Raw genomic sequence first — 14,125 nt, forward strand, 5'->3', positions numbered from 1 at the left:
GTTACGCCCCCGCCACCCGCGCCAGATCGGCGGTGATCCGTTCGGCCACCTTCAATCGCTCTTCCGCAGTCGGCCAGTCGCCCGAAACGACGATCTTCTGATCCGGCCGGATCTTCCAGAAGGCGTGATTCTTCTGGATCAGCCCGACAAGTCCCGCCGGATTGGGGAAGCTGTTGTCGCGCAACGTCAGGACCGCACCGCGCGGTCCGATGTCGATCTTCTCAATGCAGGCCTTGCGGCAGTTCGACTTGATGCCGACGATCTTCAGCAGTTGCTGCGCCTCATCCGGCAAGGGCCCGAAGCGGTCGATCAGTTCGGCGGCCAGGGCTTCGCGATCCTCGGCCTGTTCGGCGTCGGAAAGACGACGGTAGAGGCTCAGGCGCACGTTTAGGTCTGGCACGTAATCTTCTGGGATCAGGACAGAAGCGCCGACATTGATCGACGGTGACCAACCGCGATCCACCGCCTGTCCCTCGCCCTTCTCGCGCAACTCCGCCACGGCGTCTTCCAGCATCTGCTGGTACAGTTCGACGCCCACCTCGCGGATATGCCCTGACTGTTCGTCGCCCAGCAGGTTTCCGCCGCCGCGCTGGTCCAGGTCGTGGCTGGCCAGCTGGAAGCCGGCGCCCAGATTGTCGAGCGACTGCAGAACCTGCAACCGCCGCTCGGCCGACAGGGTCATCGGCTTGACCGCATCGGTGGTCAGATAGGCGAAGGCGCGCGCCTTGGACCGGCCGACCCGCCCCCGGATCTGATAAAGCTGCGCCAAGCCGAACATGTCGGCGCGGTGCACGATCAGCGTATTCGCCGTCGGAATGTCCAACCCGCTCTCGACGATCGTGGTGGAGACCAGGACGTCATACTCCCCGTCGTAGAAGGCGCTCATCACCTCCTCAAGCTGGGTCGCGCTCATCTGCCCGTGGCCGACGACGAACTTCACCTCGGGCACCTGTTCGCGCAGGAATTTCTCGATGGCGGGCAGGTCCTTCAGGCGCGGCGCGACGTAGTAGGCCTGACCCCCGCGATATTTCTCGCGTAGCAGGGCCTCGCGCACCAGCACCGGATCCCACGGCGTGACATAGGTCCGCACCGCCAGGCGGTCGACCGGCGGGGTGGCGATGATCGACATCTCGCGGATGCCCGACAGGGCCATCTGCAGCGTGCGCGGGATCGGCGTGGCGGTCAGGGTCAACAGATGCACGTCGGCGCGCAGGGTCTTCAGCTTCTCCTTGTGCTTGACGCCGAAGTGCTGCTCCTCATCGACGATGACCAGGCCCAGATCGCGGAAGCCGACCTGTTCGCTCAGCACCGCATGGGTGCCGACAACGATCTCGATCGAGCCGTCCTTCAGCCCGGCCCGCGTCTCCGCCGCCTCCTTGGCTCCCACCATCCGCGACAACTGACGCACTTTCACAGGCCAGCCCGCGAAACGCTCGGTGAAGGTCTTGTAGTGCTGGCGCGCCAGCAGGGTCGTCGGCGCAACGATCGCCACCTGCTGCCCCGTCATGGCCACGACGAAGGCGGCCCTCAGCGCCACCTCGGTCTTGCCGAATCCGACGTCGCCGCAGATCAGGCGATCCATCGGCGTGCCCTTGCCCAGATCCTCCAGCACATCGCCGATGGCGTTCAGCTGATCGTCGGTTTCCTCGTAAGGGAAGCGCGCGCAGAACTCGGCGAACAGACCCGGCGGTGGCGTGACCGCATCGGTTTCGCGCAGCGCCCGTTTGGCGGCCAGAGCGATCAGCCCCTCGGCCATGGCGCGCAGACGTTCCTTGGCCTTGGCCTTTCTAGCCTGCCAGCCTGCGCCGCCCAGTTTGTCCAGTTGGACGCCTTCGGAGTCCGAACCGTATCGGGTCAGAAGGTCAATGTTTTCAACCGGCAGATAAAGTTTGCTCTCACCGGCGTAGAACAGTTCCAGGCAGTCGTGCGGGGCCTGCTGGATTTCCAGCGTCTTGAGCCCTTCATACCGCCCGATGCCGTGATCCAAGTGAACGACCAGATCGCCCGTCGTCAGGGCCGACGCCTCCGCCAGGAAGTTCGAGGCGCGGCGCTTCTTGCGCGGTCGCGCCAGACGATCACCCAGGATGTCGGTCTCCGAAATGACCGCCACGGCGTCGGTGACAAAGCCATGCTCGACCGGCAGGACGCCGCGCAGATAGAGGTCCTTCGGCGCCGCCTGAACGTCGGCCCAGTCGCGCACGGCGACGATGTGATCCAGCCCGTGGTCGGCCAGCATGGTCGCCAGCCGCTCCGACGACCCTTCGGTCCAGGAGGCGAACAGCACCCGCTTGCCGTCGGCCTTCAGCGCCGCCGCATGGGCCGCCACCGCTTCGAACAGATTGACGCTGTCCTGCGCCCGCTCGGCGGCGAAGGTTCTGCCCAACCGTCCGCCGGCATCCTCGCCTCCCGTGGAGAAGGGCGTGAAACGACGCACGGCGCGACCCGCCAGCGCCTGGTTCCAGTCTCCGGCGTCCAGATAGAGCCGCTTGGGCGGCAAGGCGCGATTGGCGCTGGCCTGTCCTTTGGCCTTGGCCGCCTCGGCGCGCGCGTCGTAGGCGTCCGCGACCAGATCCCATCGCTCGGCGCGGGCCGTCTCGACTTGGTTATCGAGGAAGATCGCCGCGTCGTCCGGCAGATAGTCGAACAGGCTGTCCAAGGTCTCATAAAACAGCGGCAGCCACTGTTCCATGCCCTGACGCCGCGCGCCCTCGCTGATCGTCGCATACAGCGGGTCGTCGCCCGGCGCGCCGAACAGGTTCAGATAGCCGGTGCGAAAGCGCGAGATGGCGGCCGCATCCAGCAGCGCCTCCGACACCGGCGCGAGGGACACGGACGTCATCTGGCCGGTCGACCGCTGCGTTTCGGGATCGAAGGTGCGGATCGATTCCAGCTCGGATCCGAACATATCCAGCCGGACCGGCTCCTCGAAGCCGGGCGGATAGACGTCGACGACCCCGCCGCGCACCGCGAACTCGCCGCGCTCCGACACGGTCGAGGCCCGAACATAGCCGTTGGCGGCGAAATATCGCTCCAGCGCCTGGATATCGAGATCGCGTCCGACCTTGGTTTCGAACCCGGCCTGTGTCGTGACCGACTTGGGCGGGGTGCGCTGCATGGCCGCCGACACGGTCGTCACGACGAGAACCGCCGCATCGCCGGGCTTGCGCATCGCCAGCCGCGTCAGCGTCGCCATGCGCTGCGCCGCGATTCCCGCCGTGGGGCTCAGTCGGTCATAGGGCAGACAGTCCCACGCAGGATAATCCAGGACTTCAATATCTTTCGAGAAGAACTGAAACGCCTGAACGAAGCTACCCGAGCTCTGAAAGTCGCGTGCGACGAACAGGCCGACGCCGCCCCCGGCCTTGATCCGTTCGGCGACGATCAGCGCGTCCAGCCCCTCGGGCGCGCCGCCCAGATCGGCGTCGGTCCGGTGTTCGACCTTGGCGTCCATCAGCCGATTCCCTTGCCGACTTCGGCCGCGACGTGGGCGCGCATGAAGGCGCGCACCTTGGCCATCACCGGCGTCTGGAATTCGGGCGGCGTCGGATCACGCTCGATGATCCAGCCGTAAAGCCACTGATCTTCCTCGTCGATCAGCCGTTCAAACTGGTCCAGTTCCGCATCGGTCAGCGTTGGCGCGACCTGATCTGAAAATGGACCCAGAACCATATCAGCCTCGCGAAAGCCCCGCCGCCAGGCGCGGAACTGAATGCGTCCCAGCCGCTGCCTGCGCTCAGGCGTCATCTGCTCAGGGGTCATTTCGCTTTCGGGACGCGCGTCGATTTCGGCCACAAGAATCCTTGCCCGGCAAAGTGGGAAGACGCTCAAGCAGCGAGCCACCGCGTGGAGAGCGTTAGCGTCTTCAAATGGAAGAAGCGCAGATAGCGTTCCTGAACGCACTTCGCCACCCGTCATGGTCACGCTATGTTCACGGCGATGCGTCCGCAGATTCTCTTCCCCCTGTTCGCCGAGGTCTCGACCCTTAAGGGCGTGGGCCCTCGCGTCCTGCCCCTGGTGCAAAAGGTGGCGGGCCCTCTGGTCCGCGATCTGCTGTTCCTCAGCCCGTCTGGCGTCATCGTGCGCCGCCCTGCCGAGGCCGCCACCGCCGTCGATGGCGAGGTCGGCGTCTTCACCGTGACCATCGATCGCCTCTTCACGCCCAGCCGTCCTGGCGCACCGCTGAAGGTCCGGGCCAGCGATCCCACGGGCTTCGTGCATCTGGTCTGGTTCGGCGGTTCGCCCCAGCACATCGACCGGCTGTTGCCGCGTGGCGAGACGCGGTTGGTCGCGGGCAAGGTCGAAAGGTTCAATGGCGAGGTCCAAATCGTCCATCCGGACATCGTCACGCCAGACAAGGCCGCCGACATTCCGGCGTCCGAGCCCGTCTATCCAGCGACGCAGGGCCTCAGCTCGCGCCAGTTGCGTAAACTGGTTCAGGGCGCCCTGCCCGCCGCGCCTGACCTGCCGGAGTGGCAGGATCCCGCCTGGCTCAAGAAGCAGAACTGGCTGGGTTGGCGCGCCGCTCTGGACGCTCTGCATGCCCCTACAGGCGAGATGGACCTGTCGCCCGACGCCCCCGCCCGCCAGCGCCTGGCCTATGACGAATTCCTGGCCCACCAGTTGGCTCTGGCCCGTCGTCGCCGCGCCCGCGAGATCAGACCCGCCCCCGTCATCGCCCCCGGCGCAGCGTCCGAATACCTGCTCCAGACCCTGCCCTTCCAGCTGACCAGCGCCCAAGCCCAGGCCGTCGCCGAAATCCGCCGTGATCTGGCGTCGGGCCAGCAGATGGGCCGATTGCTGCAAGGCGATGTCGGCTCGGGCAAGACCGCCGTCGCCGCCCTCGCTCTGGCCGACGCCGCTGCCAGCGGTTTCCAATCCGCGCTCATGGCACCGACCGAAATCCTGGCGCGCCAGCACTACGAGAAGCTCGGCCCCATACTGGATGCAGCCGGCGTCGCCGCCGTCCTTCTCACGGGCCGCGACACCCCGGCACAACGGCGCGAGAAATTGGCTGACCTGGCCTCGGGTCACGCCCAGGTCGCCATCGGCACCCATGCCCTGTTCCAGGACGCCGTTCGCTTCGACCGCCTGGCTCTGGCCGTCATCGACGAACAGCACCGGTTCGGCGTCAACGAACGTCAGCGGCTGCAAGCCAAGGGCGATCCGCGTGTCGGCGCCGTGCATCTGCTGACCATGTCGGCCACCCCCATCCCCCGGACCCTGGAGCTGACCCAATACGGCGAGCTGGAAGTCAGTCGCCTGATGGAAAAGCCGCCCGGCCGCACCCCGGTCACGACCGCCGTCCTGCCCTTGGCCCGCATCGGCGAGGTCGCCGCCCGGCTGAAAACGGCGGTAGAGAGCGGCGCCCAGGCCTATTGGATCTGTCCCTTGGTTGAGGAATCCGAGGCCATCGACCTAGCGGCCGCCGTCGATCGCGCCGACGATCTGCGGCGCCTGCTGGGCGTCGAGGTCGGCCTGGCTCATGGCCAGATGCCGGGCGCAGAGCGCGAGGCCGTCATGGCCGACTTCGCCGACGGCCGCCTGCCGGTTCTCGTCGCCACCACGGTGGTCGAAGTCGGCGTGGACGTGCCCAACGCCTCGATCATGGTGATCGAACACGCCGACCGCTTCGGTCTGGCCCAGTTGCACCAGTTGCGCGGCCGCGTCGGTCGCGGCGCCAAGGCCAGTTCCTGCATCCTGCTGTATGGCGGTCAGGACGGCGCCCTCGGCGAGACGGCGAAGGAGCGGCTCGAAACCCTGCGTCGCACCGAAGACGGCTTCGTCATCGCCGAGGAAGACTTTCGCCTGCGTGGCGGCGGCGATCCGCTGGGCCTGAAACAGAGCGGTTTTCCCGCCTATCGTTTCGCCGACCCGATCCGCCACCGCAGCCTGATGCTGGCGGCCGCCGACGATGCGCGGCTGATCATGAACCGCGATCCTGATCTGACGTCGGAGCGCGGCCAGGCGGTGCAGGTGCTGGAAGAGTTATTCGACTGGAAAAACCACAAGGTCGGCGCGAGCTAGCCGATCACTCGGCTCCAGCCATCGAATCCGACCTCGACGTTTTCGGGAACAAGCGCCGACAAGGCCTTGTAATCCATATCGATGTGCAGGTTCGTCAGCACCGCGCGCTCCACGTCTGCGGCGGCGATCCACGCCAAGGCCTGGTCCAGATGGGCATGGGTCGGATGCGGCGAATAACGCAGCGCATCGACGATCCAGAGCTTGCACCCGGCCACCGCCGCCAAGGCCGCCTCGTCCAGATCGGACACATCGCTGGAATAGGCGACATCGCCGAGCCGATATCCCACCGAACGGATCGGCCCATGCGCCTGATCAAAGGTCGTGACCGGGATCGCCCCACCCGCACCCTCGACAGACCAGGCCGTGCCATGCGGCGGAATGATCCGGCCGTCCAGCAGCGGCGGATAACCGAACTTGCTCTCGAAGATGTAGTCGAACCGATGCGTCAACGAGCCGTGGGTCGCCGTATCCATCCATGCCGGAATGCGCTTTCTCGCCCGCGCGGCGAAGGTGCGCAGGTCGTCGATGCCGTGGGTCTGGTCCGCATGATCGTGGGTGTAGAGGACCGCATCCACATGCTTCGTGCCGCTGGCCAGCATCTGTTCGCGCAGGTCCGGTGATGTGTCGATCAGGACAGTGGTCACACCCTCTGAGCCGGTCTTTCTGGCCAGCATCGAACAGCGCGTACGCCGGTTCTTGGGCTCGGCTGGGTCGCAGGCGCCCCAGTCGCCGTCCCCGCGCGGCACCCCACCCGACGATCCGCTGCCCAGAATGACGACTTCAAAACTCATGCGGGCCTGGGTATCCGGTCAAAGAGGCCGAAGAAGGCCTCGGTCGTGATGCGGTCCGCCTCCTCGGCGCTCCAGCCTCGGATTTCGCCCAGCTTGTCCAGCACATGACCGATGTAGGCCGGCTCGTTGCGCCGTCCGCGATGCGGAATGGGGGCCAGATAGGGGCAGTCGGTCTCGACGATGATCCGGTCGCCCGGCATGTCGCGGATCACCGCCCGCACGTCCTCGGCCGCCTTGAAGGTCGCGATACCGGAAACCGAAAACCAGGCACCCATTTCAGCAGCGATTTTCGCCAGTTCCGCACCACTCGTATAGCAGTGCATCAACATCTTGAACGGTCCCGCAGCATGCTCCTCGCGCAGGAGCCCGGTCATCACGTCGTCCGCCTCACGCGTGTGAATCACCAGCGGCAATCCCGTCTCGCGCGCCGCCGCCACATGCTGCCGGAACACCGCCGCCTGCATCTCGCGCGGGCTGAAGTCGTAATGGAAATCCAGACCGCATTCGCCGATCCCGACCACCTTGGGCCGCTGGGCCAGTTCGATCAGGGTTGCCGCCGTCAGGTCCGCAGCATCCTTGGCCTCGTGCGGATGGACCCCGACCGTGCACCAGATGTCCTCATTGGCCATGGCGATGCCGTGTGTCGCCTCAAAAGTCGTCAGCTTGTCGGAAATCTCGACCATCAGCCCGACGCCCGCCTCACGCGCGCGCGCGATTACGGCGTCCCGGTCCTCGTCGAACTGCGGCGCGTGCAGGTTCACATGGCTGTCGATCAGCATCAGCCCACCCGCTCCTGCTGGGCCTGAACCCGCTTCAGGTCCGCCAGCGCCCCGGCCAGCACATCGGCCTTGTCCAGGTTCAGTCCCGCCGCCCGTTCCGGCAGCGGCTGCAGCCGCTCCCATAGTTCAGCCCATCGATTGCCGGCGCCCGGCGCGCTCTGCAAGGCGCGCATACGCACCGCCGCGATCAGCCGGTCCATCAGGGTCTCGAATCGCTCCTGCCCCTCGGCGCCGCGGAACCGGTCGGCGATGGCCAAGGCTTCGGCCCGGTCCATATCGCCCTCGACCCAGCGCCGCGCCAGCTGGTCCATCTCAAACGTCGCGCCTGAAGCCAAGGCCAGGGCCGCGCCGGGCGATCCGCCCGCCATGATCGCCGCATGTTTGGCGTCCTCATGCTCTGCGCCCGTCCGGTTGCGCACCAGGGTCTCCAGCCGATCCGGCGCCCAGATCGGAAAGCTCAGCCGCCGGCACCGCGATCGGATCGTCGCCAGCAACCGCCCCGGCGCATGGGTGACCAGAAACAGCACGCCACGCTCGGGCGGCTCCTCAAGAACCTTCAGCAAGGCGTTGGCGGCGTTGAGATTAAGGTCGTCTGCCGCATCGATGATCGCCACCCGAAACTGGGCTTGCGACGGGCTCTTTGAAAAGAACTCCGGCAATTCGCGCGACTGATCGACCGAGATCGACTTCTTGGTTTTGCCCCCTTCGACCAAGCGTTCCAGCACCAGCAGGTCCGGATGCGACTGGGCCGAGATCAGCCGGCTGACCGGATCATCGCGCCGCGCGCCCAGCGGCCCGGAACCCGGATCGGCCGACGCGCCCAGCAGCCGTCGCGCCGCCCGATAAGCGAAGGTCGCCTTGCCCGTCCCCTCGACCCCGCACAACAGCCAGGCGTGGTGCAGCCGCCCCCGTTCCCAGGCGTCCAGAAACGCCGTCTCCGCCGCGGCATCAGGGATCAGGTCGAACCGGTCACGCGGGTGATCGCTCACAGCAGCCGGTCCTGAACAACCTGCCAGACTCGCGCCTCGACCTCGTCCAGCGATCCGACCGCGTCGATCAGCACGCAACGCTGCGGATTGGCCTCGACGATCCTCAGAAAGCCCTCGCGCAGCCGCTGATGAAATTCCAGGCCTTTGGACTCGAACCGCGTCTCGAACAGGCCGCGCCCGAACGCCCGCTCCAGCCCGACCTCGACTGGCAGGTCGAACACCAGGGTCAGGTCCGGCTGGTCGTCCCCGACCACGCCCGCATCGATCTGTTCGATGAAGCTTTGCGCCACGCCGCCGCCTGCGCCTTGATAGGCGCGGCTGGAATCGGCGAACCGATCGCACACCACCCAGTCGCCGGCCGCCAGCGCCGGGCGGATGGTCCGCTCGAGATGGTCCGAGCGCGAGGCGTACATCAACAAGGTCTCGGTCATGGCCGACCACGGCTCCGCGTCCGTGGCCACCACCAGATTGCGGATCACCTCCGCGCCCCTTGAGCCGCCCGGTTCACGCGTGCGCACCACCTTGCGCTCGCCCAGCACCGCCTGCAGCCGCGCGACCAGCCGCCCGACCTGGGTCGATTTGCCGGCGCCCTCGCCGCCTTCGAAGCTTATGAATTGTCCACGGGTCACGCGCCTTCATGGCGCGCCGACGCCGCCCGGCGCAAGCCCGCCCGCGCGATCAGCTGCCGGATATCAACAGGGCGCCCGCATAACCCCGCGCCACGACCGACTGACGCGCCGCCTCGGCCGCATTGGCGCTGTCCCAAGGGCCCACCACCACATTGAACCGCCCCGCGCCCCGATCGGCCCGCACCCAGCCGCTCAGGCTGTCGGCGATTCGTCCGGCCTCGACCTGGTCCGAGAAACTGCCCGCCTGGACCCAGAAGGTCCTCACCTCCGCGACCACGACCGGCGCTGGGGCGATAACCGGCGCGCTGACGGGCGGGCTGGCCGGGACCGCGCCTCGCGGCGTCGGCGCTGACGCCCGCAACAGCGTGCCCCCGCCCTGCTGCGGCGCCCGGCCGAGGTAGCGCACCCGCACCCGCCCCACGCCCTGCGACATCATTCCCAGTTCGCTCGCCGCCTCGCGCGACAGGTCGATGATCCGGCTGTCCACGAACGGCCCGCGGTCATTGATCCGCACCACCAGCCGCCGCCCGTTCTCCAGGTTCGTCACCTCGACCAGACCGGGCAGAGGCAGGGTCTTGTGGGCCGCCGTCAGGGCATGCATGTCGAACCGCTCGCCGGTCGAGGTCGGTCGCCCGTTGAAGGCGTCGCCGTACCAGGACGCCATCCCGACCTCTTCGTAATCCGGCTGTTCCTTGGGCGTGTACCAGCGCCCGCGCACCTGATAGGGCCGCATCGTCCCCGACACGATCGGCGCCGGATCCTTTACGACCGGCGGACGGTCCTCGCCGCGCCCGGCGACCGTCCCACGCACGCCTGCTCCGCCGACGGTGGAACAGGCGGCCAGCAGCGAAAACAGCCCCAGGATCAGCGCGCCGCGCACTCCCTGTCCAAACGTCATCGACCCGCCTCGCAAAAAATACGAAAACAGGATGACCCAAGACATTTCCGCTTTGGTTAATGACCCGTTCGCCTGCTATGGCGTCCGCCTCCGCTACGGCGGCAAGGAAGTGTGGCCGAGTGGTTTAAGGCACTGGTCTTGAAAACCAGCGACGGTGAGAGCCGTCCGTGGGTTCGAATCCCACCGCTTCCGCCACTATCCCTCGCTTAGCCCTTGCTATTGCCCCGTCTGCCGTTAGGAACCCGGCTCCCCTGCCTGGAGCCCTGCCATGACGGCGACGAAACCGATGACGATCGGGATCGATTTCGGCACGACCAATACGGTCGTGGCCCTGACCGATGCGGACGGCCTCGCCCATCTTGTGACCTTTGAAGCGGTCGAGGGCCAGACGACCACCTTCCGCTCGGCGCTCAGTTTCCAAACCCATCCGGGCGTGGACGGCCAGCCGCCCGAGCGCGTGGTAGAGGCCGGGCCCTGGGCCATCGCCGCCTATGTCGAGGATCCGCTGGAGACCCGGTTCATCCAGTCGTTCAAGACCTTCGCCGCGAGCGCCGCCTTCACCGAAACCCGGATCGACAACAAACGCTACGCCTTCGAGGATCTGCTGGCCGCCTTCCTCTTGCGCCTGCGCCACCATGCGGGCGACGAACTTGCGAACACCCCGCCCGCCGTCATCGTCGGCCGCCCCGTCACCTTCGCGGGCGGCAATCCGGACGAGACCCTGGCCCTGTCGCGCTATCAGACGGCGTTCGAGCGGCTGGGCTTCACCGACATCCGCTATGCGCACGAGCCGGTCGGCGCGGCCTTCTATTTCGCGCGCCAGCTGAAGGCGGACGCGACGGTCCTGGTCGCCGACTTCGGCGGCGGCACCAGCGATTTCTCCATCATCCGGTTCGAACATACGCACGACGGCCTGCGTTCGACGCCGTTGGCGCGCTCGGGCGTGGGCGTGGCGGGCGACGCCTTCGACTACCGGATCATCGACCAACTGGTCTCGCCCGAACTCGGCAAGGGCGGTCTCTACAGTTCGGTCGGCAAACAACTGCCTATTCCCCAGCGGTATTATTCCGCCTTCGCCCGCTGGGATCAGTTGGCCCTGTTGCGCGCATCACGCGACATGCGCGACATCCGCGCCCTGGCCCGCACCGCGCTGGAGCCGGAGAAGATCGAGCGCCTGATCGAGGTGCTGGACGACAACCACGGCCATGACCTGTACCGCGCCGTCTCAACGCTGAAGATGGCCCTGTCGGCCGACGACCAGGCGACCTTCCTGTTCCAGGCCGGCGGCGTCCATATCGAAAAGCCGGTCGCCCGCGCCGATTTCGAACGCTGGATCGCGCCGGAACTGGCCGCCATCGAGGGCGCGGTGGATCAGGCGATGGCCCGCAGCGGCCTGGCGCCCGACGCCATCGACCGCGTCTTCCTGACCGGCGGCACCTCCTTCGTGCCGGCCGTGCGGGCGCTTTTCCAGAACCGCTTCGGCGCCGATCGGATCGAGACGGGCGGCGAGTTCGAATCCATCGCCGCCGGCCTGGCCCTGATCGGGCGCGAAGCGGATCTGGATTTGTGGAGCGAAAAGGCGGTCTAGAATCCCGACCCTAGAACCCTTGCGCCCGCGCCAAACGTTCGGCGTGGAACCCGGCGTCTCCCAGCAGTTCGTTCAGCACCCGCACCCGCTTCATGAACAGGCCGACGTCGAACTCGTCGGTCATGCCGACGCCGCCGTGCATCTGAACCGCCTCCTGCACCGCCAGCTCGGCGGCCCGCCCGGCCTTGGCCTTGGCGATGGACGCGGCCAGCGGCGCGTCTTCGCGCCCCTCGTCGATCGCGATCTGAGCGCCGATCGTCGCCGCCCGCGCCAACTCCAGCTCCGAGAACAGATGCGCGGCCCTATGTTGCAGCGCCTGGAACTCGCCGATCAGCTTGCCGAACTGTTTGCGGGTCCGCAGATAGTCCATCGTCGTCTTGAACGCCTGATCGCCCGCGCCTGTCAGGCTGGAGGCCGCGCAGGCCCGCCCCAGGTTCAGCGCGCCGTCCAGCAGCGCCTCCCCGCCCCCGACCGCGCCGATCACTGCATCGGCGTCGACCGCCACATCCGTCAGCGTGATCCGCGCCGCATTGTGCGCGTCCACCATCACCGTGCGCTCGACCGCGACGCCCGCCGTCGCCGGATCGACGAGGAACAGCGTCGTCCCCTCCTCAGCCGTCGCGACGACGATCAGGGCGTCCGCCACATGGCCGTCCAGCACAAAGGCCTTGGCCCCGTTCAGCTTGAAACCGTTACCCGCCCGCTCGGCCCGCGTGGTGATCCGCGACGGCGCGTGTTTCGCGCCTTCGTCCACCGCGAGCGACAGGATCGACTCGCCTGCCGCGATCCTGGGCAGCCAGGCCTGCTGCGCCTGCGATCCGCCGTCGATCAGCACCTTGGCTGACAGGATCGACGAGCCGAGATACGGCGACGGCGTCAGGGTGCGCCCCAGGCTCTCGGCGATCACCCCGGCCTCTACAGCGCCCAGCCCCATGCCGCCCAGCGCCTCGGGGATGATGACGCCGGCGAAACCCATCTCGCCAAAGGCCCTCCAAAGGTCGCGCGACACCCCGTCGGCGTCCCGCTCGTCCCGCAGCTTCCTCAGATGGGCGATCGGCGCCTGTTCGTTCAGGAAGCCGTCGGCGGCGTCCTGCAACATCGTCTGTTCTTCGGTCAGGATCAGCGGCATCGTCTCACGCTCCCGGCAGTTGCAGCAGGTGTTTGGCGATAATGTTCAGCTGAACCTCGCTGGTGCCGCCCTCGATGGAATTGGCCTTGGTCCGCAGCCAGTCGCGCGCCGCCTTGCCATCGTGCGACCGATCGCCCTCCCATTCCAGCGCATCGGCCCCGCCCGCCGCCATCAGAAGCTCATGGCGCCGCTTGTTCAGCTCGGAGCCATAGTATTTCAGCATGGAGGCGATGGCCGGGTGCGCCTGTTTGGCCTTCACCTGATCGCCGACCCGCTCCATCGCCAGGCGGAAGGCGGCGGCGTCGATCTCAAGGTCCGCGATCCGCGCGCGCAGCATCGGCTCGTCCAGCCGCCCGGCTTCGTCGGCGCCGATGGCGTCCAGCGCCACCTGCCCCACCGGCCGCCCGCCGCCGACCTCGCCCATCGCGCCGATCATGGTCCGCTCGTGCGCCAACAGATATTTGGCCACATCCCAGCCCCGGTTCAGCGTCCCGACCAGGTTTTCCTTCTCCACCCGCACGTCGTCGAAGAAGGTCTCGCAGAAGGGCGACTTGCCCGAAATCAGGGTGATCGGCCGCGTCGTCACGCCCGGCGTCTTCATGTCGAACAGCACGAAGCTGATGCCCAGATGTTTGGGCGCCTCGGGGTCCGTGCGCACCAGGCAGAAGATCCAGTCGGCCTTGTCAGCGTAGGAGGTCCAGATCTTCTGGCCGTTGACGATCCAGTGGTCGCCACGATCCTCGGCCCGCGTCTGGATGGACGCCAGATCCGACCCCGCACCCGGCTCGGAATAGCCCTGGCACCAGCGGATCTCGCCGCGCACGATCTCGGGCAGAAAACGCTTCTTCTGCTCTTCCGTCCCAAAGGCCAGCAGCGCCGGGCCCAGCATCCAGACGCCGAAACTGGCCAGGGCGGGCTGGGCCTTGATGCGCCTCAGTTCGGAGGCCAGCACTTTGGCCTCATCGCGGCTGAGGCCGCCTCCGCCGTATGCCTTGGGCCATTCCGGCGCCGTCCAGCCCCGTGCCCCCATCCGCTCCAGCCACAGCTTGTGCGCCGGGGTCTTGAAGGTGGGATTTCGCCCCCCCCAGATCATTTCGTCGTCGGCCATCGGCCCGCGACATTCGGCCGGGCAGTTCGCCTCCAGCCAAGCGCGCGTCTCGGCGCGGAATTGCTCCAGATCGGTCATTCCTCGGCTCCCATGGCGTGCGTCGCTGACCGGCCGAAACCGATGCGAGACATCGTTGGGAATGACCTTATCCAGGAAATCCCCGCCTTAGAAAGCGAAACCTGAATGCCGA

The 14,125-nt window shown here is 67.2% G+C and carries 11 protein-coding genes and 1 tRNA gene; 3 read left to right on the forward strand and 9 right to left on the reverse strand.

All coding sequences use genetic code 11. The features are described 5' to 3' along the window. Nucleotide 1 precedes the first annotated feature (1 nt). Together mfd and E4341_RS09845 are read right to left on the reverse strand one after the other, a co-directional pair. A complete protein-coding gene (mfd, locus tag E4341_RS09840; RefSeq protein ID WP_165116974.1) occupies nt 2-3,451 on the reverse strand; it encodes a transcription-repair coupling factor in 3,450 nt (1,149 codons plus the stop codon). Then, a complete protein-coding gene (locus E4341_RS09845; protein ID WP_240893668.1) occupies nt 3,451-3,915 on the reverse strand; it encodes a succinate dehydrogenase assembly factor 2 in 465 nt (154 codons plus the stop codon). Before E4341_RS09845 ends, mfd begins: the two co-directional genes overlap by 1 nt. Nucleotides 3,916-3,936: 21 nt before the next feature. On the opposite strand from E4341_RS09845, the gene recG reads away from it, so the two are divergent. Continuing rightward, nucleotides 3,937-6,024, forward strand: a complete 2,088-nt coding sequence (recG, locus tag E4341_RS09850; RefSeq protein ID WP_165116976.1) for an ATP-dependent DNA helicase RecG — start codon at nt 3,937-3,939, stop codon at nt 6,022-6,024. Here recG and E4341_RS09855 read toward each other — a convergent pair. From E4341_RS09855 to E4341_RS09875, 5 genes are read right to left on the reverse strand one after another with little or no spacing between them, the layout of a single operon-like run. After that, nucleotides 6,021-6,815 carry an MBL fold metallo-hydrolase gene (locus tag E4341_RS09855; protein WP_165116978.1) on the reverse strand — a complete coding sequence of 265 codons (795 nt, stop codon included), beginning with the start codon at nt 6,813-6,815 and terminating at the stop codon, nt 6,021-6,023. The two genes, recG and E4341_RS09855, sit on opposite strands and share 4 nt — an antisense overlap. Next, a complete protein-coding gene (locus tag E4341_RS09860) occupies nt 6,812-7,594 on the reverse strand; it encodes a TatD family hydrolase (protein ID WP_165116980.1) in 783 nt (260 codons plus the stop codon). Before E4341_RS09860 ends, E4341_RS09855 begins: the two co-directional genes overlap by 4 nt. Then, the gene (locus tag E4341_RS09865; protein ID WP_165116983.1) at nt 7,594-8,583 is read right to left on the reverse strand and encodes a DNA polymerase III subunit delta'; all 990 of its coding nucleotides are present in this window, start codon (nt 8,581-8,583) and stop codon (nt 7,594-7,596) included. The genes E4341_RS09860 and E4341_RS09865 overlap by 1 nt, the downstream gene beginning before the upstream one ends. Beyond that, nucleotides 8,580-9,212, reverse strand: coding sequence for a dTMP kinase (tmk, locus tag E4341_RS09870; protein ID WP_066551396.1), 633 nt, complete (start codon nt 9,210-9,212; stop codon nt 8,580-8,582). Before tmk ends, E4341_RS09865 begins: the two co-directional genes overlap by 4 nt. 49 nt (nt 9,213-9,261) lie before the next feature. Beyond that, entirely contained in the window at nt 9,262-10,110 is an 849-nt protein-coding gene (locus E4341_RS09875; protein ID WP_165116985.1) for a septal ring lytic transglycosylase RlpA family protein, read from the reverse strand. Nucleotides 10,111-10,215: 105 nt separating this feature from the next. Between E4341_RS09875 and E4341_RS09880 the strand changes: the two genes are divergently transcribed. Then, nucleotides 10,216-10,305 (forward strand) — tRNA-Ser (locus E4341_RS09880). A gap of 73 nt (nt 10,306-10,378) precedes the next feature. Further along, on the forward strand, nt 10,379-11,698 hold the full coding sequence (locus E4341_RS09885) for an Hsp70 family protein (RefSeq protein WP_165116987.1): 1,320 nt from the start codon (nt 10,379-10,381) through the stop codon (nt 11,696-11,698). A 10-nt stretch (nt 11,699-11,708) separates the two neighbouring features. Here E4341_RS09885 and E4341_RS09890 read toward each other — a convergent pair whose 3' ends face one another. Both E4341_RS09890 and E4341_RS09895 read right to left on the reverse strand, forming a co-directional pair. Beyond that, the gene (locus E4341_RS09890) at nt 11,709-12,827 is read right to left on the reverse strand and encodes an acyl-CoA dehydrogenase family protein (protein WP_165116989.1); all 1,119 of its coding nucleotides are present in this window, start codon (nt 12,825-12,827) and stop codon (nt 11,709-11,711) included. A 4-nt stretch (nt 12,828-12,831) separates the two neighbouring features. Then, the gene (locus E4341_RS09895) at nt 12,832-14,013 is read right to left on the reverse strand and encodes an acyl-CoA dehydrogenase family protein (protein ID WP_165116991.1); all 1,182 of its coding nucleotides are present in this window, start codon (nt 14,011-14,013) and stop codon (nt 12,832-12,834) included. Nucleotides 14,014-14,125 lie beyond the last annotated feature (112 nt).

This window comes from Brevundimonas sp. 'scallop' (assembly GCF_011045535.1).
In the GTDB taxonomy this organism is placed as follows: domain Bacteria; phylum Pseudomonadota; class Alphaproteobacteria; order Caulobacterales; family Caulobacteraceae; genus Brevundimonas; species Brevundimonas vesicularis.